The 26975-nt window shown below is 66.6% G+C and carries 27 protein-coding genes; 21 read left to right on the plus strand and 6 right to left on the minus strand.

Annotated features, from left to right (window positions below):
- From ftsL to ACTIFF_RS02830, 15 genes are all read left to right on the plus strand, one after another.
- Entirely contained in the window at positions 1-276 is a 276-nt protein-coding gene (gene ftsL, locus ACTIFF_RS02760; RefSeq protein WP_439535442.1) for a cell division protein FtsL, read from the plus strand.
- Positions 273-2045 (plus strand): peptidoglycan D,D-transpeptidase FtsI family protein, encoded by a 1773-nt coding sequence (locus ACTIFF_RS02765; protein WP_439535443.1) that lies wholly within the window; start codon positions 273-275, stop codon positions 2043-2045. Before ftsL ends, ACTIFF_RS02765 begins: the two co-directional genes overlap by 4 nt.
- Positions 2042-3532, plus strand: a complete 1491-nt coding sequence (locus ACTIFF_RS02770; RefSeq protein ID WP_439535444.1) for a UDP-N-acetylmuramoyl-L-alanyl-D-glutamate--2,6-diaminopimelate ligase — start codon at positions 2042-2044, stop codon at positions 3530-3532. Before ACTIFF_RS02765 ends, ACTIFF_RS02770 begins: the two co-directional genes overlap by 4 nt.
- A complete protein-coding gene (locus ACTIFF_RS02775) occupies positions 3529-4923 on the plus strand; it encodes a UDP-N-acetylmuramoyl-tripeptide--D-alanyl-D-alanine ligase (protein ID WP_439535445.1) in 1395 nt (464 codons plus the stop codon). Before ACTIFF_RS02770 ends, ACTIFF_RS02775 begins: the two co-directional genes overlap by 4 nt.
- A complete protein-coding gene (gene mraY / locus ACTIFF_RS02780) occupies positions 4913-6001 on the plus strand; it encodes a phospho-N-acetylmuramoyl-pentapeptide-transferase (protein WP_439535446.1) in 1089 nt (362 codons plus the stop codon). The genes ACTIFF_RS02775 and mraY overlap by 11 nt, the downstream gene beginning before the upstream one ends.
- Positions 6001-7395: a UDP-N-acetylmuramoyl-L-alanine--D-glutamate ligase gene (gene murD, locus ACTIFF_RS02785; RefSeq protein ID WP_439535447.1), complete on the plus strand. Its 1395-nt coding sequence runs from the start codon at positions 6001-6003 to the stop codon at positions 7393-7395. The genes mraY and murD overlap by 1 nt, the downstream gene beginning before the upstream one ends.
- Positions 7392-8555: a putative lipid II flippase FtsW gene (gene ftsW, locus ACTIFF_RS02790; RefSeq protein WP_306477715.1), complete on the plus strand. Its 1164-nt coding sequence runs from the start codon at positions 7392-7394 to the stop codon at positions 8553-8555. The genes murD and ftsW overlap by 4 nt, the downstream gene beginning before the upstream one ends.
- A complete protein-coding gene (murG, locus tag ACTIFF_RS02795; RefSeq protein WP_439535448.1) occupies positions 8552-9625 on the plus strand; it encodes an undecaprenyldiphospho-muramoylpentapeptide beta-N-acetylglucosaminyltransferase in 1074 nt (357 codons plus the stop codon). Before ftsW ends, murG begins: the two co-directional genes overlap by 4 nt.
- Positions 9622-11022 (plus strand): UDP-N-acetylmuramate--L-alanine ligase, encoded by a 1401-nt coding sequence (gene murC, locus ACTIFF_RS02800; protein ID WP_439535449.1) that lies wholly within the window; start codon positions 9622-9624, stop codon positions 11020-11022. The genes murG and murC overlap by 4 nt, the downstream gene beginning before the upstream one ends.
- On the plus strand, positions 11019-11945 hold the full coding sequence (locus ACTIFF_RS02805; RefSeq protein WP_439535450.1) for a D-alanine--D-alanine ligase: 927 nt from the start codon (positions 11019-11021) through the stop codon (positions 11943-11945). The genes murC and ACTIFF_RS02805 overlap by 4 nt, the downstream gene beginning before the upstream one ends.
- Positions 11938-12738 carry a cell division protein FtsQ/DivIB gene (locus ACTIFF_RS02810; protein ID WP_439535451.1) on the plus strand — a complete coding sequence of 267 codons (801 nt, stop codon included), beginning with the start codon at positions 11938-11940 and terminating at the stop codon, positions 12736-12738. Before ACTIFF_RS02805 ends, ACTIFF_RS02810 begins: the two co-directional genes overlap by 8 nt.
- Positions 12735-13964 carry a cell division protein FtsA gene (ftsA, locus tag ACTIFF_RS02815; protein ID WP_306477710.1) on the plus strand — a complete coding sequence of 410 codons (1230 nt, stop codon included), beginning with the start codon at positions 12735-12737 and terminating at the stop codon, positions 13962-13964. Before ACTIFF_RS02810 ends, ftsA begins: the two co-directional genes overlap by 4 nt.
- Positions 13965-14122: 158 nt before the next feature.
- Positions 14123-15283, plus strand: a complete 1161-nt coding sequence (ftsZ, locus tag ACTIFF_RS02820) for a cell division protein FtsZ (protein ID WP_257093088.1) — start codon at positions 14123-14125, stop codon at positions 15281-15283.
- A gap of 115 nt (positions 15284-15398) precedes the next feature.
- The gene (gene lpxC, locus ACTIFF_RS02825; RefSeq protein WP_439535452.1) at positions 15399-16343 is read left to right on the plus strand and encodes a UDP-3-O-acyl-N-acetylglucosamine deacetylase; all 945 of its coding nucleotides are present in this window, start codon (positions 15399-15401) and stop codon (positions 16341-16343) included.
- Positions 16344-16352: 9 nt separating this feature from the next.
- Positions 16353-16535, plus strand: a complete 183-nt coding sequence (locus ACTIFF_RS02830; protein WP_439535453.1) for a hypothetical protein — start codon at positions 16353-16355, stop codon at positions 16533-16535.
- 15 nt (positions 16536-16550) lie between these two features.
- Here ACTIFF_RS02830 and ACTIFF_RS02835 read toward each other — a convergent pair whose 3' ends face one another.
- On the minus strand, positions 16551-17180 hold the full coding sequence (locus ACTIFF_RS02835; protein ID WP_439535454.1) for a DUF721 domain-containing protein: 630 nt from the start codon (positions 17178-17180) through the stop codon (positions 16551-16553).
- Between ACTIFF_RS02835 and ACTIFF_RS02840 the strand changes: the two genes are divergently transcribed.
- On the plus strand, positions 17179-17970 hold the full coding sequence (locus ACTIFF_RS02840) for a M23 family metallopeptidase (RefSeq protein WP_439535455.1): 792 nt from the start codon (positions 17179-17181) through the stop codon (positions 17968-17970). The two genes, ACTIFF_RS02835 and ACTIFF_RS02840, sit on opposite strands and share 2 nt — an antisense overlap.
- 130 nt (positions 17971-18100) lie before the next feature.
- Positions 18101-20839, plus strand: a complete 2739-nt coding sequence (secA, locus tag ACTIFF_RS02845) for a preprotein translocase subunit SecA (protein ID WP_439535456.1) — start codon at positions 18101-18103, stop codon at positions 20837-20839.
- Positions 20840-20888: 49 nt separating this feature from the next.
- On the opposite strand, the gene ACTIFF_RS02850 is transcribed toward secA, so the two are convergent.
- The 4 genes from ACTIFF_RS02850 to rsmI form a co-directional block, all read right to left on the minus strand.
- Complete coding sequence (locus ACTIFF_RS02850; protein ID WP_439535457.1) at positions 20889-21647, minus strand: DUF3025 domain-containing protein; 759 nt, start codon at positions 21645-21647, stop codon at positions 20889-20891.
- A 41-nt stretch (positions 21648-21688) separates the two neighbouring features.
- Positions 21689-22114, minus strand: a complete 426-nt coding sequence (locus ACTIFF_RS02855; protein ID WP_439535458.1) for a hypothetical protein — start codon at positions 22112-22114, stop codon at positions 21689-21691.
- Between the two features lie 8 nt (positions 22115-22122).
- The gene (pyrC, locus tag ACTIFF_RS02860) at positions 22123-23181 is read right to left on the minus strand and encodes a dihydroorotase (protein WP_439535459.1); all 1059 of its coding nucleotides are present in this window, start codon (positions 23179-23181) and stop codon (positions 22123-22125) included.
- A gap of 268 nt (positions 23182-23449) precedes the next feature.
- Positions 23450-24295, minus strand: coding sequence for a 16S rRNA (cytidine(1402)-2'-O)-methyltransferase (gene rsmI / locus ACTIFF_RS02865; RefSeq protein WP_439535770.1), 846 nt, complete (start codon positions 24293-24295; stop codon positions 23450-23452).
- A 119-nt stretch (positions 24296-24414) separates the two neighbouring features.
- On the opposite strand from rsmI, the gene ACTIFF_RS02870 reads away from it, so the two are divergent.
- The 4 genes from ACTIFF_RS02870 to ACTIFF_RS02885 all read left to right on the plus strand — a co-directional run bounded on the left by ACTIFF_RS02870 (position 24415) and on the right by ACTIFF_RS02885 (position 26474).
- On the plus strand, positions 24415-24777 hold the full coding sequence (locus tag ACTIFF_RS02870; protein ID WP_069038124.1) for a YraN family protein: 363 nt from the start codon (positions 24415-24417) through the stop codon (positions 24775-24777).
- Positions 24761-25147, plus strand: coding sequence for an HIRAN domain-containing protein (locus ACTIFF_RS02875; protein ID WP_439535460.1), 387 nt, complete (start codon positions 24761-24763; stop codon positions 25145-25147). The genes ACTIFF_RS02870 and ACTIFF_RS02875 overlap by 17 nt, the downstream gene beginning before the upstream one ends.
- Before the next feature lie 86 nt (positions 25148-25233).
- The gene (locus ACTIFF_RS02880; protein WP_439535461.1) at positions 25234-25824 is read left to right on the plus strand and encodes a phosphoheptose isomerase; all 591 of its coding nucleotides are present in this window, start codon (positions 25234-25236) and stop codon (positions 25822-25824) included.
- Entirely contained in the window at positions 25824-26474 is a 651-nt protein-coding gene (locus ACTIFF_RS02885) for a BON domain-containing protein (protein WP_439535462.1), read from the plus strand. The genes ACTIFF_RS02880 and ACTIFF_RS02885 overlap by 1 nt, the downstream gene beginning before the upstream one ends.
- Positions 26475-26499: 25 nt before the next feature.
- Here the strand turns inward: ACTIFF_RS02885 and ACTIFF_RS02890 are convergent, their stop codons facing one another.
- Positions 26500-26937, minus strand: a complete 438-nt coding sequence (locus ACTIFF_RS02890) for a nuclear transport factor 2 family protein (RefSeq protein WP_439535463.1) — start codon at positions 26935-26937, stop codon at positions 26500-26502.
- Positions 26938-26975 lie beyond the last annotated feature (38 nt).

Below are 26975 nucleotides of genomic sequence, written 5' to 3' on the forward strand. Positions count from 1 at the left end.
GTGTTGCGCCTTCATGTCGTCCTGATCCTGCTGCTGCTCGCCAGCGCCATTTCGCTGGTGTCGGCACAGCACCGCTCGCGCAGTCTGCACACGCAGCTCGAACGCGAACACCAGCGCATGCGCATGCTGGAAACCGAGTGGGGGCAACTGCAGATCGAACAGGGCACGCTGGCCGCTCACGCACGGATTTCCGATCTCGCCGGAACCAAGCTGAAGATGCAAGCACCCGCCCGCAATCAGGTCATCGTGCTCGACAGCCCGGAGGCCGTGCAATGAAGCTCGCACACAACCCGCTGCTGGCCGAACTGCTGCCGGCCTGGCGTGCGCGCGCCATGCTGATCGTCATGATGGTGCTGTTCGGCGGCCTGTTCGTGCGCGCCTTCTGGCTGCAGGCGATCGACAACGAGTTCTACCAGCGCAAGGGCGAAGAGCGCTTCTCGAAGGTGCTGCCGACACCTGCGTCGCGCGGCCGTGTGCTCGACCGCAATGAACAGGTGCTCGCCATGAGCACCCAGGTGTCGGCGATCGTCGCCGAAGCGCGACCGAGCCGCACCGAAGCAAAAGCCAAAGCCAATCCGCGCGACATCGGTGCAGAGAAACTTTCGGCGGCACAGATCCGCCAGCTGGCCGACCTGCTCGACATGGACCATCGCGAGGTCGCGCGCAAGATTCCCGAGCAGCGCGGCCGCGGCTATCTGAAGCGTCAGGTGGCACCCGACGTCGCCCAGCGCATCCTGGCCCTGAAGCTGCCGGGCATCCGCGCCGAACCGGAATACCGCCGCTACTACCCGCACGGCGAGGTCAGCGCGCACGTCGTCGGCTTCACCGGCATGGACGACAAGGGCCTCGAAGGCATCGAACTGGCGATGAACCGGCCGTTGACCGGACAGGAAGGCTCGCGCCGCGTCATCACCGACGCACGCCGCAACGTGGTCGAGGACGTCGAAACGCTGAAGCCGCCCCGCGACGGCGGCGATGTGCGCCTGGCCATCGACACCCGACTGCAGTTTCTCGCCCACAGCCGCCTGAAGCAGGCGGTGGCCGAACACAAGGCGCGGGCCGGCAGCGCGGTGGTACTCGACTCGCGTACCGGCGAGGTGCTGGCGCTGGCCAACTGGCCCACCTACAACCCGAACAACCGCGCCCAGCTGTCCGGCCCGCCGCTGCGCAATCGCGCCTTCACCGACACCTATGAACCCGGCTCGACGATCAAGCCCTTCGTCGCCGCCATGGCGCTGGACGCCGGACGCTACAGTTTCGAAACGCCGGTCGACTGCACGGGCAAGCTGCACTTCGGCCGCTACGCCATCGGCGACGCACATCCGCACGGTGTGCTGAGCGTCGCCGAAGTGATCCAGAAATCGTCGAACGTGGGCGTGGCGAAGATTGCCGCGCAGTTCACGCCGGAAGAAATGTGGCGCGTCTATGACCAGGTCGGCTTCGGCAGCCCGCTCAAGCTGGGTTTTCCGGGCGAGGCCGCCGGCCGCCTGCGCAACCCGGCCGGCTGGAAGCCGGTCGAGCAGGCCACCATGTCCTACGGCCATGGCCTGTCGGTGACGCTGATGCAGATGGCGCGTGCCTATCTGGTGTTCGCCCGCGACGGCGACCTGATCCCGCTGTCGCTGACCCGCGTCGACACGCCGCCGATCAACGGCCTGCAGGTTTTTTCGGCACAGACCGCGCGCGAAGTGCGTCGCATGCTCGAGCTCGCCGCCGGCCCGGGCGGCACCGCACCGAAGGCGCAGATTCCGGGCTACCGGGTCGCCGGCAAGACCGGCACTGCGCACAAGCTCGAGGGCGGCACCTACGCCAACAAGTACATCGCATCGTTCGTCGGCTTCGCGCCGGTGTCCGACCCGCGCTACATCGTCGCGGTGATGATCGACGAGCCGTCGAACGGCATGCACTACGGTGGCCAGGTGGCTGCGCCGGTGTTCTCCGACATCATGAACGCAACCTTGCGCGCAACCGGCGTGGCGCCGGACGCTGCGATGCCACCGCTGCAGATGGCGCGCGTCAGCGTTCCGGTGAAAGGCGTCCCGTGAGCGCGGCCGTGATCGCACAGGTTCGCGCCGCGCTGTCCAGGCATGGTGTCGAGCCGCGCACGCTGCGCGCCGACTCGCGCCACATCGCGCCCGGCGACATCTTTTTCGCGCTGCCCGGCGAGCGCACCGATGGACGTCGCTTCATCGACGTCGCGATCGATCGTGGCGCGGCCGCCGTGCTGTGCGAAGCCGGTACCACGACGAGGGCAAACCCGCAGGCGCCGGTGATCGAGATCGACGATCTGCGCCACCATGCCGGCGCGCTCGCCGATGCGCTGCTCGATCAGCCGTCGGCGCATCTGCACGTGATCGGCATCACCGGCACCAACGGCAAGACGTCGGTCAGCCAGTGGATCGCCCAGGCGCTGCACGCGCTCGGTCGGGAATGCGGCGTCATCGGCACCCTGGGCAACGGCCTGCCGGGCCGACTGACCGAGTCCGCCAACACCACGCCCGACGTGGTGAGCGTGCATCAGACCCTGGCCGACCTGCGGCGCGCCGGCGCCACCGCCTGCGCGATGGAGGTGTCGTCGATCGGCCTGCATCAGCATCGCATCGACAGCGTGCGACTGCATACCGCGGTATTCACAAATCTGACGCGCGACCATCTCGACTACCACAGCGACATGCAGCACTACGCCGACGCCAAGGCTGCGCTGTTCGCTCAGCCGGGTCTGCAGGCTGCGGTGATCAATACCGATGACGCGTTCGGTCGCATGCTGGCGCAGCAGTGCGCCGGGCAGCTCGACGTGACCACCTGCGCCTTCGATCACGCCCCGCCGGCAGGCGCGACCGGGCTGCGCGCGCGCAGTGCCGACCTGTCGCACGGCGTATCGTTCGACCTCGTGCATGGGCTGGACCAGCACTCGGCGCGCATCAGCACCTCACTGATCGGTCGTTTCAACGTACAGAACCTGATGGCGGTGGCCGGCAGCCTGCTGCATGCCGGCGTGTCGCTGAATGACGCGGCGCACGCACTCGCCGGCCTGACGCCGCCCCCCGGACGCATGCAGGGCATCGGCGGTCAGGGCAAGCCGCTTGTCGTGGTCGACTATGCACACACCCCGGACGCACTCGAACAGGCCTTGATCGCGCTGCAGCCGGTCGCGGCGGCCCGCGGCGGCAGGCTGGTGTGCATCTTCGGCTGCGGCGGCGAACGCGATGCCGGCAAGCGACCGCTGATGGGCACCGTGGCGTGCGAGCAGGCGCATCAGGTATGGCTCACCTCGGACAATCCGCGCGGCGAAGACCCGGACGCCATCCTCGATGACATCGCCCGCGGCACGGTCGAAGACCGACGCGTCCATCGCATCACCGACCGCGCGCAGGCGATCCGGCAGGCCGTGGCGGAAGCGGTCGCCGCCGACGTGGTGCTGCTGGCAGGAAAGGGGCATGAGAACTATCAGGAGCGCGACGGTCGGCGCATGCCATGGTCGGACGTCGAACAGGCACATGCCGCGCTCGCGGCCTGGGGAGCCTGCGCATGACCGCGCTCTGGACCGCGTCGGATGCGGCTCGCGCCTGCGGGGGCACGCTGATCGGGCCGGACATTGCGCTGGGCGGCTTTTCGACCGACAGCCGCGCCGTGACGACGGGTGACCTGTTCGTCGCGCTGCGCGGCGAACGCTTCGACGCCCATGATTTCATCGCCGACGTGCAGGCGGCGGGCGCCGCGGCGGTCGTGGTCGCCAAGGACTGTGCGCATGCGGCCGGCACCCTGATCCGCGTCGCCGATACGCGAGTCGCGCTGGGCGACATCGCACGCGCCTGGCGCAGCCGCTTCACGCTGCCGCTGATCGGCGTCACCGGCAGCAATGGCAAGACCACGGTGAAGGACATGATCGCCGCCATCCTGCGCGCGCATGCACTGAGTGTCGGCTGGCCGACCGGATCGGTGCTGGCGACGCGCGGCAACCTGAACAACGACATCGGCGTGCCCCTGATGCTGTTTGGCTTGCGCGACGCGCACCGGCTGGCCGTGATCGAAATGGGCATGAACCACCCGGGCGAAATTGCCTGGCTGGCCGGCATGGCGAAGCCGACCGTCGCTCTGGTGAACAATGCCCAGCGCGAACACCTCGAATTCATGAACAGCGTCGCTGAAGTGGCACGCGAGAACGGCGACGTGTTCGACGCGCTCGGCGCCGACGGCGTCGCCGTCATCAATGCCGATGACGACTTCGCCGAGTACTGGGCTGGCCGAAACAGCGGACGCCACACGCTGCGTTTCGGCTTTTCGCCGGACGCCGACGTCGGCGCCACCGCGACGCCGGTGGGACTCGGTTACCGGCTCGACCTGCACGGCGTGTTCGGCACGGCGCAGATCATGCTGCGCGTGCCTGGCCTGCACAACGCGCGCAACGCCTTGTGCGCCGCCACCGCCAGCCTCGCCGCCGGCGCCGACATGGCGGCCGCGGTGTGGGCGCTGAACCACTTCGAAGGCGTCAAGGGACGCCAGCAGGTCAAGCGCGGCGCTGCCGGCAGCACGGTCATCGACGACAGCTACAACGCCAATCCGGATTCGGTGCGCGCCGCCATCGACGTGCTGGCCGGCGCGAAGGGCCGGCGCGTGCTTGTGCTCGGCGACATGGGCGAGGTGGGCGATCAGGGTCCGGCCTTCCATCGCGAAGCCGGCGCCTACGCGCGCGAACGCGGCATCCACGCGCTGCATGCGCTGGGTGAAGCCAGTGTCGACGCGGTCACCGCGTTCGGTCCGGGCGCCGTGCACTACACCGATCAGGCCGCCATCGCCGCCGCACTGCGTCCGCAACTCGACGCCGACACCACGGTGCTGGTGAAAGGCTCGCGATTCATGCGCATGGAGCGCATCGCAGAAGCACTCGTCGAACCTTCCATACAGGATTCCCATGCTTCTTGAACTGACCCGCTGGCTGGCCCAGGACACACGCGCCTTCAACGTGTTCAACTACATCACGTTGCGCGCGGTGCTGGCCATGATGACCTCGCTGGCGATCTGCTGGACCTTCGGACCGCTGCTCATCCGCAAGCTGACCGAATACAAGATCGGTCAGTCGGTGCGCGACGACGGACCCAAATCGCACCTGACCAAGGCCGGCACGCCCACCATGGGCGGCGCGCTGATCCTGATTTCGCTCGGCCTGACCACGCTGCTGTGGGCCGACCTGTCGAACCGTTACATCTGGGTGGTGCTCATCGTCACGCTGGGCTTCGGCGCAGTGGGCTGGGTCGATGACTGGCGCAAGGTCGTGCATCGCAATCCCAAGGGCCTGTCGGCACGCGCCAAGTTCTTCTGGTCGTCCATCTTCGCTGCCGGTGCCGCCGTCTACCTCGGGCTGACGCCGCAGGTACCGGCCCAGCTCGACCTGATCGTGCCGTTCTTCAAATCGGTCGCCTATCCGCTGGGCGCCTTCGGCTTCATGGTGCTGACCTACTTCGTCATCGTCGGCACCAGCCACGCGGTGAACCTGACCGACGGCCTCGATGGTCTGGCCACGATGCCGGCCGTGATGGTCAGCGGCGCGCTGGCCATCTTCGCCTACGTCGCCGGCAACGCGGTGTTTTCGCGCTATCTCGGTGTGCCCTTCATCCCGGGCGCCGGTGAGCTGGCCATCTTCTGCGGCGCGCTGTGCGGTGCCGGTCTCGGTTTCCTGTGGTTCAACGCCTACCCGGCGGAAGTATTCATGGGCGACGTCGGCGCACTGGCGCTGGGCGCCGCACTCGGCACCGTGGCGGTGGTCGTGCGACAGGAAATCGTGCTGTTCATCATGGGTGGCCTGTTCGTCGCCGAAACGCTGTCGGTGATGATCCAGGTGCTCTACTTCAAGTGGTCCGGCGGCAAGCGCATCTTCCGCATGGCACCGCTGCACCACCATTACGAGCTGGGCGGATGGAAGGAAACGCAGGTGGTCGTGCGCTTCTGGATCATCACGCTGATGCTGGTGCTGTTCGGCCTTTCGACCCTGAAGCTGCGCTGATGAGCCTTCTCGGAACCCACGTCCTCATCCTCGGCCTCGGTGAATCCGGGCTGGCCATGGCGCGCTGGTGCGGGCGCCAGAGCGCCGTGCTGCGCGTGGCCGACAGCCGCACCGCGCCGCCCGGCATGGACGCGCTGGCGCGCGACATCCCGGCTGCAGAACTGCGTTGCGGCCCGTTCGATGACAGCCTGCTCGACGACATTGCGCTGCTCGCGCTGTCGCCCGGACTGGCGCCGCACGAACCGCTGGTGCTGGAGGCGACCCGCCGCGGCATCGAGGTGGTCGGCGAAATCGAGTTGTTCGCGCGCGCGCTGCGCGAGCTGGGCTGGCGCGAACGCACGAAGGTCATCGCGGTCACCGGCACCAACGGCAAGACCACCACCACCGCGCTGACCGGTGCGCTGTGCCGCGCCTGCGGCCTGCGTACCGAGGTGGCCGGCAACATTTCCCCGGCGGCGCTCGATGCGCTGATGCGCGTGCTCGACGAGGGCGTCGTGCCCGACGTGTGGGTGCTCGAGCTGTCGAGCTTCCAGCTCGAAACCACCGACACGCTGGAGGCCGACGCGGCCACCGTGCTGAACGTGACGCAGGACCACCTCGATCGTCACCCGGGAGGTATGACGGCCTATGCAGCGGCCAAGGCGCACATTTTCGGCACGCACACGGTGCAGGTGCTCAACCGCGACGACTGCCATGTTCGAGCGATGCAACGCCCCGGCGTGCAATCGATCCGCTTCGGGGATGGCGCCCCCCCGGGCAACGACTACGGGCTGGCCGAAGTCGGCGGCAGGCTGCAGCTGGTGCGCGGCGCACAGCCATTGCTGGCGCTCGACGACATGAAACTTTCCGGTCGCCACAACGCACACAACGCGTTGGCCGCGCTGGCGCTGTGCGAGGCGATCAGCCTCCCGCAGGATGACTGCATCGCGGCGCTGAAGGATTTTGCCGGACTGCCGCACCGCGTCGAAACCGTACTCGACATCGACGGCATCCGCTTCATCGACGATTCCAAGGGCACCAATGTCGGTGCCACCGTCGCCGCGATCGAAGGACTGGGCCGGCCGCTGAACATCATTCTCGGCGGCGACGGCAAAGGTCAGGACTTCGCGCCGCTCGGGCCGGTGTGTGCGCGTCACGCAAGGTTCTGCGCGCTGATCGGCCGCGACGCATCTTCCATCGCGGCTGTGCTGGCCGACCACGCTGTATCGCACCGCGCTTTCGCCACGCTGGAGGAAGCCACCCGCGCAGCGTTCGACGCCGCACAGCCGGGCGACGCCGTGCTGCTGTCGCCGGCCTGCGCCAGCCTCGACATGTTCCGCCACTATGCGCACCGCGCCGAGGTGTTCATCGCCGAAGCGCGCCGCCTCGCGATCCTGCAGGGAGCGCACTCATGAGCGGCAGCATGCGCCTCGATGCGCCTCGCCTGCCGGGCAGCGGACCGCGCCCGGCCGAACTCGACCCGTGGCTGCTGTGGCCGGCGGTCGCGCTTCTGTTGATCGGTCTCGTGATGGTCTATTCGGCATCAATCGCGGTCGCGGACAGCAGCCGGTTTACCGGCAACCGGCCCGACTTCTTCCTGATCCGCCAGGCGGTGTTCCTCGCCATCGGCGGCGTGGCGGCGCTGATGGCCTTTCAGGTACCGGTACGCACCTGGCAGGCCTGGTCGATGTGGCTGTTTCTCGGCGGCATCGTGCTGCTCGTGCTGGTGCTGATCCCGGGCATCGGCAGCGTGGTGAACAACTCGCGCCGCTGGATCAATCTCGGCCCGGTGAATATCCAGCCGTCGGAACTGGTGAAGCTGTTCACCGTGCTCTATGCGGCCAGCTACATCGTGCGCCGCCTGCCCGAGATGGGCTCGTTCCGGCGCGCCTTCGTGCCGATGGCGCTGGTCATCCTGCTGGTCGGCGCGCTGCTGGTGGCCGAACCGGACTACGGTGCCTTCGTGGTCATCGTGCTGATCGCCTTCGGCATGCTTTTCCTCGGTGGCATCAACGGCAAGCTGTTCTTTTCGCTCGGGCTGGTGGCGATCATCGGCTTCGCGACGCTGATCCGCTTCAACGAACTGCGCTGGGGCCGCTTCATCGCCTTCCTTGATCCGTTCAACAACGATCCGCTCGGCAAGGGCTATCAGCTGACGCACTCGCTGATCGCGTTCGGGCGCGGCGAATGGTTCGGCGTCGGGCTGGGTGGCAGCGTCGAAAAACTGTTCTACCTGCCCGAAGCGCACACCGACTTCCTGCTCGCGGTGATCGGCGAGGAACTCGGTCTGATCGGTGTCGCCACGGTGATCGCATTGTTCGCGCTCGTGGTGCATCGCGCGTTCGCGATCGGCCGGCGTGCGCTGCTGCTCGAGCGCGCCTACGCCGGCCTGGTCGCGCAGGGCGTGGGCATCTGGTTCGGCGTGCAGGCCTTCATCAACATGGGCGTGAACGTCGGCATCCTGCCGACCAAGGGCCTTACCTTGCCGCTGATGAGCTACGGCGGCTCGGGCATCCTGGTCAATTGCATCGCGCTGGCCATCCTGCTGCGCATCGACTGGGAGAACCGGCGATGAGCAGCACGGCCCTCATCATGGCGGGCGGCACCGGCGGCCACATCTACCCCGGTCTGGCGGTGGCGGATGAACTGCGCAGCCGCGGCTGGCGCGTCGTGTGGCTGGGCAACGCCGACGGCATGGAAGGTCGCATCGTGCCACCGCGCGGCTACGAACTGCAGTCAATCCGCTTCAGCGCACTGCGCGGCAAGGGCGTGCTGCGCAAGCTGTTGCTGCCGCTCAATCTGCTGCGCGGCTTCTGGCAGGCGCTCGGCGTGCTCGGGCGGGTCAGGCCGCAGGTCGTGCTGGGCCTCGGCGGATACGTCACCTTCCCGGGCGGCATGATGGCCGCGCTGCGCGGCACGCCACTGGTGCTGCACGAACAGAACTCGGTCGCCGGACTGGCCAATCGGGTGCTCGCAAGGGTGGCCGACCGCGTGCTTGCCGGCTTTCCGAAGGCGCTGTCCGGTGCCCAATGGACCGGCAATCCGGTGCGCGCCGACATCGCCGCCCTGCCCGAACCGACCGCCCGATTCGCCACGCGCCGCGGTCCGCTGAACCTGCTCGTGGTCGGTGGCAGTCTGGGGGCGCAGGCGCTGAACGACGCGGTTCCACAGGCGCTGGCGCTGATACCGGAAAGCGAGCGGCCGCAGGTCGTGCACCAGGCGGGCGAAAAGAACATGCCGGCGCTGGAAGCCGCGTACGCGAAGGCCGGCGTGACCGGCACGCTCGCGCCTTTCATCCAGGACATGGCTGCGGCCTACGCCGGCGCCGACCTGGTCATCTGCCGTGCCGGCGCATTGACCGTGGCTGAACTCGCCGCCGCCGGTGTGGCGTCGGTACTGGTGCCCTTCCCGCACGCCGTCGACGATCACCAGACCGGCAACGCCCGCTTCCTCGCCGACGCGGGCGCAGCGCTGCTGCTGCCGCAGACCGAACTCGACGCGACATCGCTGGCCGCCCTGCTCAGCTCGCTCGATCGCGCGCGACTGCTCGACATGGCGCAACGCGCCCGCGCGCTGGCGCGCCCCGGCGCGGCAGCCGAAGTGGCCGACATCTGCGCTGCCATCGCGCGCAAGGACCCGACATGAAACACAAGATCAGTCACATCCATTTCATCGGCATCGGTGGCTCCGGGATGAGCGGCATCGCCGAAGTGCTGCTCAACCAGGGCTATGTCGTCAGCGGCTCGGACCTGGCCGACAACGCGGTGACGCGCCGGCTGGCCAGCCTCGGTGCACGCGTGGTGCAGGGCCACGCGGCGCACAACATCGCCGGCGCAGACGCGGTGGTCACCTCGACCGCGGTCAGCGCAGACAACCCGGAGGTGGTCAGCGCGCGCGAACGGCGCATTCCGGTGGTGCCGCGCGCGCAGATGCTGGCCGAGCTGATGCGCATCAAGCAGGGCGTTGCCGTGGCCGGCACGCATGGCAAGACGACCACCACATCGCTGATCGCCAGTTGCCTGGCCGAAGGCGGACTGGACCCGACCTTCGTCATCGGCGGCCGCCTGAATTCGGCCGGTGCCAACGCCCGGCTCGGTACCGGCGAATTCCTGGTTGCGGAGGCCGACGAATCGGATGCGTCCTTCCTGTTCCTGTCGCCGGTGGTGTCGGTGGTGACCAATATCGACGCCGATCACATGGACACCTATGGCCACGACTTCTCGAAACTGAAGCAGGCCTTCGTCGATTTTCTCAACCGGCTGCCCTTCTACGGCGTGGCCGTGCTGTGCGTGGACGACGCGAATGTGCGCGAAATCATGCCGCAGGTACCCAAGCAGATCATCCGCTACGGCCTCGATCCGGCCGCCCAGGTACGTGCCGAAAACGTGCGCGCCGACGGCACGCGGATGCTGTTCGACGCGGTGCGCATCAATGGCACGACGACGCGCATTCCGGTCGAACTGAACCTGCCCGGCCTGCACAACGTGCGCAATGCGCTCGCCGCGATCGCCGTGGCGAACGAGGTCGGCGTGCCGGATGAAGCCATCGCGCGCGCGCTGTCGGAGTTCAAGGGCGTGGGCCGGCGCTTCACACGGCATGGCGAAATCGCACTGCCGGCCGGCGGCCACTTCACGCTGGTCGATGACTACGGCCATCACCCGGTCGAAATGGCCGCAACGCTGGACGCGGCCCGCGGCGCCTTTCCCGGCCGGCGCATCGTGCTGGCTTTCCAGCCGCACCGCTACACACGCACCCGCGACTGCTTCGAGGATTTCGTGCGCGTGCTGTCGGGCGCCGACGCGGTCGTGCTGACCGAAGTCTATGCCGCAGGCGAAGCGCCCATCGTCGCGGCCGACGGCCGCGCACTGGCACGCGCGCTGCGCGTCGCCGGCAAGGTCGAACCGGTGTTCGTCGAGGACATCGCCGAACTGCCGCAGACGCTGCTCGACACGGTGCGCGACGGCGACGTCGTGGTCGGCATGGGCGCGGGTTCCATCGGCCAGTTGCCATCGAAATTTGCACAGGATCAGGACCGCACATGAGCACACCCACTCCACAGTCTGTCGGCAAGGTCGCCGTGCTGTTCGGCGGACGTTCCGCCGAACGCGAGATTTCCATCATGTCGGGCAGCGCGGTACTCGCGGCACTGTGCGAGCAAGGCGTGGATGCGCACGCCTTCGATCCGGCCGAGCGCGATCTGTGGGAACTGAAGCGCGATGGCTTCGAGCGCGCCTTCATCGCGCTGCATGGCCGCGGCGGCGAGGACGGCACGATCCAGGGCGCGCTCGAATGCCTCGGTATTCCCTACACCGGCAGCGGCGTGATGGCGTCCGCCATCGGCATGGACAAGTGGCGCACCAAGATGGTGTGGCTGTCGGCCGGATTGCCGACACCGCGCTACAAGCTGCTGCACGCCGGCACCGACTTCGCCGCCGTCGCGGCCGAGCTCGGGCTGCCGCTGTTCGTCAAGCCGGCGCGCGAAGGATCGAGCGTCGGAGCAACCCGCGTGAACACGCTGGCGGAACTGCCCGCCGCCTACGAAACCGCCGCCCGCTGCGACCCGCTGGTGCTGGCCGAACAGTTCATCTCGGGCCAGGAACTGACCGCACCCTTTATCGGCGAACTGGCGCTGCCGCTGATCCGCATCGAAGCGCCGCGCGGCAACTACGACTACCAGAACAAGTATTTCACCGACGAGGTGAAGTACCACTGCCCGAGCGGACTGGACGAGGAGCTCGAACAGGAAATACAGGCCCTGGTGATGCGTGCTGCGCGCCTCATCGACTGCCGCGGCTGGGGCCGTGCGGATCTGATGCTGGGACAGGACGGCAAGCCCTGGCTGCTCGAAATCAACACCTCGCCCGGCATGACCTCGCATTCGCTGGTACCGATGGCCGCACGGGCGGTCGGCATCGAATTCGGCGAACTGTGCCTGCGCATCCTGGAGTCGGCACGTCTTGGCTAGGGGAGCCCCCGCGCGACGCAAACCCGGTGTTCCGGCCGACGAGGGCGGACTGTGGGACAGCCCGCGTGCGCTCACGATGATTGCCGACTGCATCCTGCTGCTGGCCGGTGCCGCACTGATCTACGCGCTGGTGCTCGGCGTCACGCGCCTGCCGCTGCTGCCGCTGCAGGCCGTCACGCTGGACCGTGCCCCCACTCACCTGACGACCGCCCAGATCGAGGACGCGGCGCGGCGCGCGGTGAACGGCAATTTTCTGACGACCGACATCGAGCGCGCGCGCGAAGTGTTCGAACAACTGCCCTGGGTGCGCAATGCAGCGGTGCGACGCGTCTGGCCCGGTTTCATCGAGGTCGAGCTCGAAGAGCACAGGGCCGCCGCACGCTGGTGGGTGCCGGACAACACGCCGTCACGCATGGTGAATACGCAGGGCGAACTGTTTGCCGCCGACCACGACCGCACGCTGCCACTGTTCATCGGCCCGGACGAACAGGCTTCGACGATGCTGCAGCGGCACCTCGAATGGAGCGCAACGCTGTCGCCGCTGCAACGGCGGATCGACAAGATGGCCCTGACCCGCCGCGAAGCCTGGCAACTGCTGCTCGACGACGGCTCCCGCCTCGAGCTCGGTCGCGACGACGACAAGACGCCGATCGCCACGCGCCTCGCGCGCTATGTCACGACCCAGCCGGCCGTGTCACGCGAAGGCGCACAGAAGATCCTATACGCCGACCTTCGTTACCCCAACGGCTACGCGATACGTACCGGCAGCACAGCCACCCAGGAAAGACCATGACACGAGACAGCAAGGACCTCATCGTCGGACTCGACATCGGCACGTCGAAGATTTCGGCCGTCATCGCCCAGTTGGGGCCCGATGGCCGACTCGACATCCTCGGTCTTGCCTCGCAGGAATCACAGGGGCTGAAGAAGGGCGTCGTGGTCAACATCGAAGCCACCGTGGATTCGATTTCGCGCGTCATCCAGGAAGTCGAACTGATGGCCGAATGCAAGGTGCGCGAGGTGTTCACGGGCATCGCCGGCAGCCACATCCGCAGCTTCAATTCGAACGGCGTCGTCGCGATCAAGGACAAGGAAGTGACCCGGCTGGACCTGGAGCGGGTGGTCGAAACCGCGCGCGCCATGCCGATACCGGCCGATCAGGAAATCCTGCATACGCTGACGCAGGAATTCATCATCGACGGCCAGGACGGCGTACGCGAGCCGATCGGCATGAGCGGCAAGCGACTCGAAGTGCGCGTGCACATCGTGACCGGAGCGGTGTCGGCGGCGCAGAACATCATCAAGTGCGTGCGCCGCTGCGGCCTCGAAGTCGTCGATCTGGTGCTCCAGCCGCTGGCTTCGAGCCAGGCCACGCTGTCCGAGGACGAAAAGGATCTGGGCGTCTGTCTGGTCGACATCGGCGGCGGCACCACGGATATCGCCATCTTCACGCAGGGTGCGATCCGCCACACGGCGGTCATTCCGATCGCCGGCGATCAGATCACCAACGACATCGCGATGGCGATGCGCACCCCGACGGCCGAAGCCGAAGACATCAAGCTGCACTTCGGCGTCGCGATGTCTGCACTGGCCGACGCGGAAGACATGATCGAGGTGCCGGGCATCGGCGACCGCGGCCCGCGCCGCATGTCGCGACAGGCGCTGGCCGACGTGATCGAGCCGCGCGTATCCGAGTTGTTCGAACTGGTGCAGGCCGAGCTGCGGCGCAGCGGCTACGAGGAACTGCTGTCATCCGGCATCGTGCTGACCGGCGGCAGCGCGACCATGCGCGGCATGGCGGATCTGGCCGAAGACGTGTTCCACCTGCCGGCTCGCATCGGGGTGCCCGAGTACAGCGGAAACCTCGCCGACGTGGTGCGCCATCCGCGTTACGCAACGGCGATCGGGCTGGTCATGGAAGGGGCTGCACAGCGCCGCCGCGGACAGGTTGCACGCGACGGGCGCAACGTTCGCCAGGTGCTGGCGAACATGCGCTCATGGTTCGAAAGAAATTTTTGAAAATGCGACTCAAACGGCATCTACGTCATGCGTTGCACTAAGTTTAGTCGTATACTTGTTAAAAATCACTAAATGTAGTGGTTCACCACAAGCATTCGGCTTTTCGCTGCTCGCGAGCCCTCGGGCTTAGAGGCATCTTTGTATAGACAGGAGGCGGTATGTTCGAGATTCTCGACAAGGAACCCGTGGGGGCAGTGATCAAGGTCATCGGCGTCGGCGGAGCAGGCGGCAATGCGGTGGACCACATGATTCGGGAAGGTGTGAATGGCGTTGAGTTCATTGCCGCCAACACCGACGGCATGGCGCTGAATCGCAGCCTCGCCCCGATCAAGATCCAGCTCGGCAAGAACGGCCGCGGCGCAGGCGCCAAGCCGGAAGTGGGCCGCAGCGCGGCAGACGAATATCGCGAATACATCGCCGACCAGCTGCGTGGCGCCGAAATGGTGTTCATCACGGCCGGCATGGGCGGCGGCACGGGCACCGGCGCCGCGCCGATCGTGGCCGAAGTCGCCAAGGAAATGGGCATCCTGACGGTCGCTGTCGTGACCAAGCCCTTCGATTACGAGAACCGCATGCGTGCGGCCGAAACCGGCATCGACGAACTGGCGAAGAATGTCGATTCGCTGATCGTCGTGCTGAACGAGAAGCTGATGGAAGTGCTCGGCGAGGACGCCAGTCTCGAAGATGGTTTCAAGGCGGCCGACAACGTGTTGCGCAATGCCGTCGGCGGCATCGCCGAAATCATCAACATTCCGGGCCTGGTGAACGTCGACTTCCAGGACGTGCGCACCGTGATGGGCGAAATGGGTCGCGCCATGATGGGTTCGGCCGAAGCGGCCGGCATGGACCGCGCGCGCATCGCCGCCGAACAGGCCGTCGCCAGCCCGCTGCTCGAAGGCGTCGAGCTGTCGGGTGCCCGTGGCGTGCTGGTCAACATCACCGCCAGCCGCTCGCTGAAGATGAAGGAAGTGAAGGACGCGATGGAAACCGTGCGCGCCTTCGCGGCCGAAGGTGCGCACGTGATCTTCGGCACCGTGTTCGACGAAACGATGGACGACCGCCTGCGCGTCACCGTCGTGGCAACCGGGCTCGGCGCACCGCGCGCAATGAGCAGCAAGCCGCCGATGACCATCATCCGCACCGGCACCGACGACATGGCGATGGCGTCCGGCAACGGCACCGACTACTCGCACCTCGACATCCCGGCCGTGATGCGCGGGCGCGGCGGGCGCACGGCCTCCAGCGCCGTCGAAGCGATGCGCGCCAACGGCGTCGAAACGCTCGACATCCCGGCCTTCCTGCGCAAGCAGGCCGACTGAACCGACGTTTGCAGTCCGGGCTCAGCCTTGCTGCAGCCCGGAAACGTCGTGTTACACGGGTATTACACCGAGCTGGGATAAAATCCGCTTTTCGAATCGGTCATCCCCATACGCCATGATCAGGCAACGCACGATCCGCTCAATCAGCCACGCGACCGGCGTCGGCCTGCATTCGGGATTGAAGGTGAATCTCGACCTGCGCCCCGCGCCCGTCGATACAGGCATCGTCTTTCGCCGCACCGACCTCGACCCGCCGGTTGAAATACGCGCCGATGCACGCGCCGTGGGCGACACGCGCCTCGCGTCCTGCCTCAGCAGCGGTGGCGCGACGATCTCGACCGTCGAGCACCTGATGTCGGCTCTGGCGGGCCTCGGCGTGGACAATGTGTTCGTCGATGTCGACGCCTCCGAGTTGCCCATCATGGATGGTTCGGCATCGACGTTCGTCTATCTGATCCAGCAGGCCGGGGTGGTCGAGCAGGCGGCACCGAAGAAGTTCATCCGCGTGCTCGAAACCATCGAAGTCAGCGACGGCGACAAGTGGGCGAAGCTCGAACCCTACGAAGGGTTCAGTCTCGAGTTCTCCATCGAGTTTCGCCATCCGGCGATCGAACGTACCGGCACCAAGGTGAAGATCGATTTTGCGCACCAGTCCTATGTCAACGACGTGGCGCGCGCGCGCACCTTCGGCTTCATGCACGAAGTCGAATACCTGCGCCAGAACGGCCTTGCACAGGGCGGCAGTCTCGACAACGCGATCGTGATGGACGAGTACCGTGTGCTGAACAGCGACGGCCTTCGCTACGCCGACGAGTTCGTGAAGCACAAGGTGCTCGACGCGATCGGCGACCTGTACATCATCGGCCATCCGTTGCTGGCTGCCTTCAGTGCGCACAAGTCGGGACATGCGTTGAACAACCAGTTGCTGCACGCACTGCTGGCCCGTCAGGATGCCTGGGAGTGGGCGGATTTCGCCGCCTCGCATCCTGCGCCGGCTGCCGTGTCGAACCAGTTCATGCCGCTGCCGGACAACGGCCCGTCGTTGCCGGCCTTCGCCTGAGGACGGCCGGTGCTCATCCTGCGTCTGATCGGCGTCCTGCTGGTCATTTCGATCGCGGCCTGCTTCATCACGTATGTCATCACGCGCAACAGGCGCTACCTGACGCTGGCCGGGCTGCTGCTGAAGTATTCGGTCATCGCGGCACTGCTGATCGGCGCGCTGTTCGTACTCGAACGGGTCCTGGTCATCTAGGGTCCGTCCGCCGCATCAGTTCCGGTCGATCAGCTTCTGCAATGCACGGCGCAGCGCGCTGTCCGGCGCGAGCCCGGCGTTGCCTTCGGCGAGCTTCGCACGCGCCTGCTGACTGACCTCGCGACGGGGTGCGCGCGCCGGAAGCTGTTGTCCTTCATGGGCTTGCACCTTGACCCTGACTTCGGTAACCTCGCTGCAACTTTCCCGGACGGCTGTCAGTACGCTCGGTAACACTTGCCTGAGTCGGTTGGCGACGGCACCCGAAGGCGCACTGACCACCACCACCCCCTGCTTCACGTTCAACACGCGGCTGATGTTCGCCAGTTCCGGTGGCAGAAATTTTTCATAAGCCCGTTGCACGCGACCGATGGTTCTGGCGTGCAGGGCAAGTTGAGCCAGGCTGTCCTGCGTTGTAAGGTGATCGTGCAGACGGCGGGCTGACATAGACAAGAACTCGGGAGCGAGCGTGCAGATTATTCTTGTTTCCAGTCGCCTGACAACAGCAAAGGCCATCACGGTCCAGCCCTGGCACCTCGTCAGTGCGCTCGTTGCCTTCACGGTGCTCGTGTTTTCCCTCGCTTCAGCCTTCTCCTTCATCACCCTCAAGCACGCCAGCGAATGGAAGTTGCCGCTGATCGACGACATGATCGCGACCGCCCGCAACGAGGAAATCCAGCGAAGTGAGCAGTTCGTGCGCGAAAACCTGAACACCATGGCGGTCAAGCTGGGGCAGATGCAGGCCCAGTTGATCCAGCTCGACACCCTCGGTTCACGACTTGCGAAGTTTGCCGGCATCAAGGCGCCCGAACCGGTGCGCACTTCGCCGCCACCTGGCCAGGGCGGTCCGCTGGTCAGTGAAAACGCACTGTCCGCGATCGAACTCGAAGCGCAGATGAAGCACTTTGCCGACCTGCTGTCGCAGCAGGACGATTACCTCGGGGTGATCGAATCCGAACTGCTGCTCGACCAGGCCAGCCTCTCCCTCGTGCCCTCCACATTGCCGGTGATCGGCGGCGCCTGGAATGCATCGGGCTTCGGCTGGCGCATCGATCCCTTCAATGGTTCGCGTGCGATGCATGAGGGGGTCGATTTCGTCGCCGATGTGGGCACGCCCATCATCGCCGCCGCGGCAGGCGTGGTCACCGCTGCGTCCTACCATCCGCAGTACGGAAACATGATCGAGATCGACCATGGACGCGACCTGAGCACGCGCTACGCACATGCGAGCAAGCTCACAGTCAGCACCGGCATGATCGTCAAGCGCGGCCAGAAGATCGCTGAAGTCGGCAGTACCGGTCGCTCCACCGGTCCGCACCTGCATTTCGAGGTCAGGGTGAAGGACGTGGCACAGAACCCCAACCGCTTCCTGGAGCTGGCGCGCAAAGCCCAGCCCGCCGGTCTGCAGCAGGCGAAAGCAGGCAGCCACAAGCACTGAGCGACCTTCCGGCGCCCGCCTCCCCCCTGCGTGCGCAGGTATGGCAGCCCCGGCTGGAGGCTGTGCAGCCGCATGCTAGAATCGCACCCTTTTCCGCCTTCGGTTTGCCCGAAACGGGCCCCAGTCTTCGATGATTGCTTCCCTGTTCACCAAGATTTTCGGCAGCCGCAACGATCGGTTGCTGCGCAAGTTCCGCTCGGTCGTCAATCGAATCAATGCACTCGAATCCGAATTGTCGGCTTTGAGCGATGAAGCACTCGCGGGAAAGACCGTCAGCCTCCGGCAGCAGCTCGCCGACGGCAAGACACTCGATGACATCCTGCCCGAAGCGTTCGCAGTCGTGCGCGAGGCGAGCAAGCGCGTGCTGGGGCTGCGCCACTTCGACGTTCAGCTGCTGGGCGGCATCATGCTGCACAGCGGCCGCATCGCTGAAATGCGGACAGGTGAAGGCAAGACGCTGACCGCGACGCTGGCGGTGTATCTCAATGCGCTGTCCGGCAAGGGCGTGCATGTCGTCACGGTGAATGACTACCTCGCCAGCCGCGACGCCGAAATGATGGGGCGGCTGTACGGTTTTCTGGGCATGACCACCGGCGTCAACCTGTCGCGCATGCAGACCGACAAGAAGCGCGTTGCCTATGCGGCCGACATCACCTACGGCACGAACAACGAATTCGGGTTCGACTACCTGCGCGACAACATGGTGTATTCGCTGGATGAACGCGTCCAGCGCGGTCTGAATTACGCCATCGTCGACGAGGTCGACTCCATCCTGATCGACGAGGCGCGCACGCCGCTGATCATTTCCGGGCAGGCCGACGACCACACCGATCTCTACCTGCGACTCAACGTCGTGGCGCCGCGGCTGACGCGCTGCGAAAAGGAAGACAGTCCGGGCGACTACTGGGTCGACGAGAAGGCGCATACGGTGCTGCTGACCGAAGCCGGTCACGAGCATGCCGAGGAAATCCTCAGCAGCGAGGGCCTGCTCGAAGCAGGCAGGAGCCTGTACGAGCCGGCCAACATCACGCTGGTGCACTTCCTGTACGCCAGCCTGCGCGCGCACAACCTGTACTTCCGCGATCAGCAGTACGTGGTGCAGAACGGCGAAATCATCATCGTCGACGAATTCACCGGCCGTCTGATGCCGGGCCGCCGCTGGTCTGACGGCCTGCACCAGGCTGTCGAAGCGAAGGAAGGCGTGCAGATCCAGTCCGAGAACCAGACACTGGCGTCGATCACCTTCCAGAACTACTTCCGCATGTACGGCAAGCTGGCCGGCATGACCGGCACGGCGGATACCGAAGCCTACGAATTCCACCAGATCTACGGCCTCGAAACGGTCGTGATTCCGACGCATCGTCCGATGATCCGCAAGGACATGAACGATCTGGTGTATCGCACGGCACCGGAAAAGTATGCGGCCGTGATTGCCGACATCAAGGATTGCCACGAGCGCGGCCAGCCGGTGCTGGTCGGCACGACCTCGATCGAAAGTTCGGAGCTGCTGTCCGGCCTGCTGAACAAGGACAAGCTGCCGCACCAGGTGCTGAACGCGAAGCAGCACGAACGCGAAGCCGAAATCATTGCGCAGGCTGGCAGTCCGGGCGTGATCACGATCGCGACCAACATGGCGGGTCGCGGTACCGACATCGTGCTCGGCGGCAACGTCGAAAAGTCCATCCAGGCGCTGCAGGCGGACAGCAGCATCGACGACGCCGATCGCGCGGCACGCGTCGAAAAGCTGCGCACCGAATGGACATCGCTGCACGAGAAGGTCATCTCGGCCGGCGGCCTGCACATCATCGGCACCGAACGCCACGAGTCGCGCCGCATCGACAACCAGTTGCGCGGCCGTTCCGGCCGTCAGGGCGACCCGGGTTCGTCGCGCTTCTACCTGTCACTCGAAGATTCGCTGATGCGCATCTTCGGCGGCGAACGTCTGAACGCCATCATGATCCGGTTGAAGATGCCGGAAGGCGAGGCGATCGAACATGCCATGGTCAACCGCTCGCTGGAGTCCGCACAGCGCAAGGTCGAACAGCGCAACTTCGACATCCGCAAGCAGCTGCTCGAGTACGACGACGTGGCCAACGACCAGCGTCGCGTCATCTACGAACAACGCAACGCGCTGCTGGAAGCCGGCAACATCGCGGAGACGATCACCGCCATGCGCCACAGCGTGCTCGAAGCCACCTTCCGCCAGTACATTCCGGCGGAGACGGTGGAAGAGCAATGGGACTTGCCGGGTGCCACGTCGGCCTTCATGTCCGAATACCACATCGAAGCGCCGCTTGCCGACTGGATCGCTGCGGAACCGAACCTGGCCGATGACGACCTGCTCAAGCGCATCACCGTCATGTCGGACGACCTGTATGCGGTGAAGGTCGCGCTGGTCGGCGCGGAGTCGTTCGGCCAGTTCGAACACAACGTGATGCTGCAAAGCCTGGACAGCCACTGGCGCGAACACCTCGCCGCGCTCGACCACCTGCGGCAGGGCATCCATCTGCGCGGCTACGCGCAGAAGAATCCGAAGCAGGAATACAAGCGCGAAGCGTTCGAGCTGTTCGAAGGCCTGCTCGATTCGGTACGTGCCGACGTGACGCGCGTGCTGATGAACGTCGAAATCCGTTCGCCGGAGCAGATCCAGGACAGCGAACCGGTGGCCCCCGATCTCGAGAACGTGCGCTACACGCACGCCGAATTCGATCCGTCGATGGCGGGCGAAGGCGTCGATCCGATGGCGCCGCCGGCCGGTGGCAACGCGGCGGCGACGCCGGCGGCGGCCGGTCCGAAGATCGGGCGCAACGACCCCTGCCACTGCGGCTCGGGCAAGAAGTACAAGCAGTGCCACGGCAAGCTGGTCTGAACGACAGCGGGCAGATGCGAAAAGGGCGACCCGAAGGGGTCGCCCTTTTTCATTGACGGGACCGCTGGCCTGGTGCCGGTCGGAACTGGCGCCGATCGTCAAAGTAGCTGGCGCAGGTGTTGTCCGCAGTCATGCCGGGCAGACCGAGCACGGGCAGCGGCTGCAGGTCGCGCGGCGAACGGGGCCAGTCACCCCGCGCCATCCGCGCCGCCAGCCAGGCGTCGACCTGCCCGGCGGACACGGCGGCCGCATCGCAGCCCAGTTCGCGGCTGCACACCAGCAGTGACCGAGCGCACAGCCCGACATGCGGCGCGCGCGCCTTGTCCAGCAGCGCATGACCGATCACGAATACCCGGGCGGATTCGAGCGCACGCCGGCGATCGAACATCGCCTCGCGCCAGCGGTGATGACGGATGGCCTCCAGCAGGCTGCTGTCGTCCGATACCAGCACCAGCCCGTCCTCGTCGAACTGGGTCAGCGCATCGCGTACCGGCCCGCGCGTCCCGGCGCCGTCTGCCGTGTGCACGAGATGCGCGGCGTGGCACTGGTTCATCGCCGCCTTGGTCAGCGGAAAGGTCAGCCACACCCACGCATTGAAGGTGTCGTGCCAGTTGTGATCGCGCGTCACCACGCAGCCGGTGCCGGCGATTCTCGATTCATACGGCTGATCGTCGGGTGTCGATGCGGCAAAAGTCAGCGCATGTCCGGTGGACGTTCGCGGACGGCCGACGCGTTCCGCCTGCGCGTCCAGCCAGGCGGCAGCGGGTGCCTTCAGGTCGGGCAACAGGGCATCGAACAGCGGCCGCATGCCCGCATGCAGTGGACCGATCGGCCACGCAGCGGAAGGGCTCAGCGCTGCTCCGCCTCGGCGGTCGTGCTCTTCACGAAGGTCAGCACGTCGTCCTTGCGCCGGAACACACCGATCGCCTCGGGCACTTCAGCCGGCTTCTCGACCACCGCGAAAGCGCAGTCGGTGGTGTTCACGGCATACCAGCGGCTGCCCTGGCGCAGCAGGTAGCGGTTCGGCTCGCCGCCGTCGAAAACGCTGACGTTGGCGGCGGTCAGTCGCGCCGGCTTCATCACGTGACGGCGCTGGCAGGTCGGCATGCGCGACACGACGATGGCCAGCTTGTACTCGCTGCTCCAGAAATAGGGCTTTTCACGATTGAGGATGAGGGCATGTTCCTTGTTCTCGATCATGTAGGCGGCGTTGTCGATCTCGCATCCGGCCAGCAGGGCGGCGAGCGGCAGCATCAGCAAGGTCAGTCGTGTCATGGGGTCACTCATTCAACCTTTTCAGGTTCGATGCGCCACGCCACGCGCTCTCCCGCGCGCAACGGCACCAGCACATCACCATCGGCAAATTCCTGCTCCGCCTTGACCTCCCATGACTCGCGCAGCAGCGTGATGCGCGACGTATTGCGCGGCAGACCGTACCAGTCCGGGCCATTGAAGCTGGCGAAAGCCTCCAGCCGGTCCAGCGCGTCTGCGGCATCGAAGGCCTCGGCATACAGTTCGATGCCGGCATGCGACGTGTAGCAGCCGGCACAGCCGCACGCCGTCTCCTTCGTGCCTTTCGCATGCGGCGCCGAGTCGGTGCCGAGAAAGAAGCGCCGGTTGCCCGAGGTCGCGGCGGCCACCAGCGCAACGCGATGCACCTCGCGTTTCAATACCGGCAGGCAGTAATGATGCGGACGCACGCCGCCGGCGAAGATCGCATTGCGGTTCATCAGCAGATGATGGGCCGTGATGGTGGCGGCGATGTTGTCGCCGGCCGCCGCCACGAAGTCTGCGGCATCCCTGGTCGTGATGTGCTCGAACACGACGCGCAGCGTCGGGTGGCGCGCCAGCAGCGGGCGCAGCACGCGCTCAATGAACACCGCCTCGCGATCGAACACGTCCACCTCGGCATCGGTCACCTCGCCATGGATGAGGAGCGGCAGGCCGCGCTCGGCCATGCGCGCCAGCGCCGCGTCGCAACGCACCACGTCGGTCACGCCGGAGTCGGAATTGGTGGTGGCCCCGGCCGGGTACAGCTTCACCGCGTGCACGAAGCCGCTGTCGCAGGCGCGGTCGATCTCGTCGGCCGGCGTGTTGTCGGTCAGGTACAGCACCATCAGCGGCTCGAAGGGCGGCAGACCGGGCGTAGCCGCGTGCGCCGCCATGATGCGGTCGCGGTAGGCCGCCGCCAGCGGCACCGTGGTGACCGGCGGACGCAGGTTGGGCATGACGATGGCGCGCCCGAAACGGCGCGCCGTATCGGGCAGTACTGCAGCAAGCGCGGCGCCGTCGCGCAGGTGCAGATGCCAGTCGTCGGGGCGGGTGAGCGTCAGTCTGTTCAAGAGCGTTCCTGTTCTTTCTGCGATGTGGGTCGCGATACGCGGTCAGTATGTCTTGCCGGCTTGCCCTGCCCGCGGACGCTTCATCGGCAAGGCGACACCTGTGGGTAGCTCACCTGTGGGAGCGGCGGCCCCGCCGCGATGCGCACGCTGCAAGGCGACCATCGCTGCACGATCGCGGCGGGGCCGCCGCTCCGACAGGGTGCCTGTCCCACACGCCTCCGCTCCCACAGGGGCCACGCGCACACGCGGGCCCGTCCTTATCGTCTGATTATCCCGCATCCTCGTCCTGCGGCGCATCCGTGCCGTGCGCCATCGCATGGTCGTACAGCAGCTTGCGCGGTGCGCCGGTGATGGCCTGCGCCACCTTCACGGCGCGGCTCGGCGGCAGTTCGCCGAGCAGCAGGTCCAGCGTGCGACGCGCCGCGGCATCGAGACCTTCTTCCGGCTGCGCGGCCGCGAGCAGCAGCACGAATTCGCCGCGCTGGCGGTTGGGGTCGGCCGCCAGCCACGCGGCAGCCTCCGATACCGGCAGGCGCACGATCTGCTCGAACAGCTTGGTCAGTTCGCGGGCGATCACCAGTTCGCGCTCCGGCTGGATCACCGCGGCGATATCGTCGACGCATTCGACGATGCGGTGCGGCGCTTCGTAGAACACCAGCGCGCAGTCCTGCCCGCGCAACGATTCCAGCACCTTGCGACGCGCCGTCGACTTGACCGGCAGGAAGCCGATGAAACGGAACTGTGCGTCGAGCAGACCGCTGGCCGACAACGCCACCACGGCGGCACTCGGGCCGCTGATCGGTATCACGCGAAAGCCCGCGTCCTGCACTGCGCGCACCACCCGCGCACCGGGGTCGGACACCGCCGGCGTGCCCGCATCGGACACCAGCGCCACGCGCCGGCCGTCGCGCAGCGCTGCGATCAGGCGCTCGGCGCCGCTGCGCTCGTTGTGTTCATGCACCGCCACCAGTTGCGCGTTCAGGCCGAGGTGACGGGCGAGGCGCGACGTTTCCCGCGTGTCCTCGCAGGCGATCAGGTCGGCGGCACGCAGCGCCGCGATGGCGCGCGCGGACAGTTCGCCCAGATGGCCGATCGGCGTGCCGACGACATACAATGCCGATGTCGTAAATTCTCGCGCGAGGTCATCATGGGGTGTCACGGCATCGGTCATCGGGTGCTTTCCTGCGGGCGGGCCGCCATTCTGAGCGTGGCAGCGGTCCGCCACAAGCCGGCATGACGCTGCGCGCCGCGCACGGCGCGGCGGCCGAGGCGCTGGCGGCGCGTCATCTCGAAGCGCACGGCCTGCGGGTGATCGGCCGCAACCTGCGCTGGCCGGACGGCGAACTCGATCTGGTGTGCGAACACGGCGACAGCCTCGTTTTCGTCGAGGTGCGCCTGCGTCGCGATGCGCGCTTCGGCGGCGCAGCGGCCAGTGTCGGCCCGACCAAGCAGGCGCGGCTGATCCGCGCCGCCCAGCACTACCTCGCCGAACAGGGCCGGCGCGCGCGCCAGCGCCCGGCACGCTTCGACGTGGTGGCGCTGTCCGGGCTGGACGGCAGGCAGATCGAATGGATACGCGATGCGTTCGGCCTGTAGCGCGCTGGCCCTGCTCGCCTGGCTCGCCGCTGATCTCGCATCCGCCCAGAGCGTGCGCCTGCTGGCGCAACGCTCGCCACTGGCCGGCGCCCAGTTCCACCAGCTGCACGCGGTACGCCCGGGTCTGCGCGAAGGCGATGCGCTGACACTTGAACGCGAACCTGACAATCGCCATGACCGGCGCGCCATCCGCGTGCTGTGGCGCGGTCACATGCTGGGCTATCTGCCGCGCGCCGCCAATTTCGAGGCGGCAGCCGAAATGGATGCCGGACAGCGGCTGAGCGCGCGCATCGGCCGGCTGACCGACGACCCGGACCCGTGGCAGCGCGTGCGCATCGACGTCTATGTCGAACTGGCGCCCGCGCGATGAAGGGCCGCTTCGTTTCCGGCTGTAAGAAAACGGGGTAACGCGGGGGATGTTGGTAAACTCTGCGCTTCACCCTGCCCCGTGTCCCCATGAATCTGGTTTCACGCATTTCCGAGCATTTCTTCGACAGCGCGCAAACCAAGCTTTCGTCGGCCGAATTGCTGGCGGCACCGATTGGCGATGCCATCGAACTGATGGTGTCCAGCCTGATGTCCACCGGCAAGATACTGGCCTGCGGCAACGGCGGGTCGGCGGCTGACGCACAGCATTTCGCCGCCGAACTGGTGGGCCGCTACGAACGCGAACGACCCGAGCTGGCCGCCATCGCGCTCACCGTCGATACGTCCATCCTGACCGCCATCGCCAACGATTACGGCTACGAACAGGTGTTCGCCAAACAGGTGCGTGCGCTCGGCCAGCCGAATGACGTGCTGCTCGCACTGTCCACCTCGGGCAATTCGGGCAACGTGATCGAGGCCATCCGCGCCGCGCACGAACGCGAAATGCGCGTGGTCGCACTGACCGGACGCGGCGGCGGCCGCATCGCCGAAATGCTGACCGAACGCGACATCCACCTCTGCGTGCCGGCCGAACGTACGGCACGCATCCAGGAAGTTCACCTGCTCACCCTGCATTGCCTGTGTGACGGCATTGATTGCATGCTTCTAGGAACCGAATGATGACCCACACACCGATCAAGACCCCCCGCGCGAAACTTGCGCGCCCCCTGCTGATCGTCGCGCTCGCCGCGGCCTGCGTACCGATGCTCCAGGGCTGCTTCCCGGTCGTTGCGGCGGGTGCCGGCGGCGCCGTGTTGTCGGCACTGGACCGGCGCACCAGCGGCACCCAGGTCGAAGACGAAGGCATCGAATTGCGCGCCAGCTCGCGCCTGCGCGAAAAGCTGGGCAGTCGCGCCAACATCAGTGTCACCAGCTACAACCGCAATGTGCTGCTGACCGGCCAGGTGGCCGACGAAGCCACGCGCGCCGAAGCGGGCGCCATCGTGGGCAGCGTGCCGAATGTGCGCGGCATCAGCAACGAAACCGAAATCGCCGGGGTGTCGTCGCTGACCCAGCGTTCGAGCGATGCGGTCATCACCTCGAAGGTGAAGGCGCGCATTCTCGATTCGCAGCGCGTATCGGCCAACCACGTCAAGGTGGTGACCGAAGGCAGCAAGGTCTACCTGATGGGCCTGCTGACCGAAGCCGAAGCGAATGCCGCCAAGCAGGTCGCCGCCGCCACCGGTGGCGTCGCCAAGGTGGTCGCGATCTTCGAAATCGTCACGCCGGAAGAAGCGCGCCGACTGGATCAGGCAGGCGCCCGCAAGTAGGCGCACTGCCGGTCGCCGGGCGTCGTCAGAGGCCCGGTACCGCAAGCCTGCGGCGCAGCCAGCGCATCGCGCCGCCGATCACCGGCAGCTTTTCGTACAGCTCCTGCGCGGCATCCCAGTAATCGCGATGTTCGGCGACGCACCCCGCGTCGTCGAAGCACAGCCGCGTCGCACCCACGATCTGCAGCGCCTGCCCGCGCATCGTGAAGTGCATCGTCCAGTCCAGCCACGCCGCATCGCCTTCGCTCATCGCCGAGTGCACCTCGAAGCGCGGCGCGCCGACCTGCTCGAACATGTGGCTGAAGATGCGCGCCACGGCAGCCCGACCGCGCACGTCATTGAACGGATCGCGGAAGCGCGCGTCGGCCGCATACAGCGCAGCGAGCGCATCCACGGTATCCGGCGTCAAGGATTCGAACGCCGCGATCAGCGTGCGCAGGCGCAGGTCGGTGTCAGCAGACATGTCGTGTCATTCCGGAAGATTTTCCATCGGCCATTCTT

Origin of the sequence: Methyloversatilis sp. (genome assembly GCF_051861465.1) — a bacterium.
Classification (GTDB): Bacteria; Pseudomonadota; Gammaproteobacteria; order Burkholderiales; family Rhodocyclaceae; genus Methyloversatilis.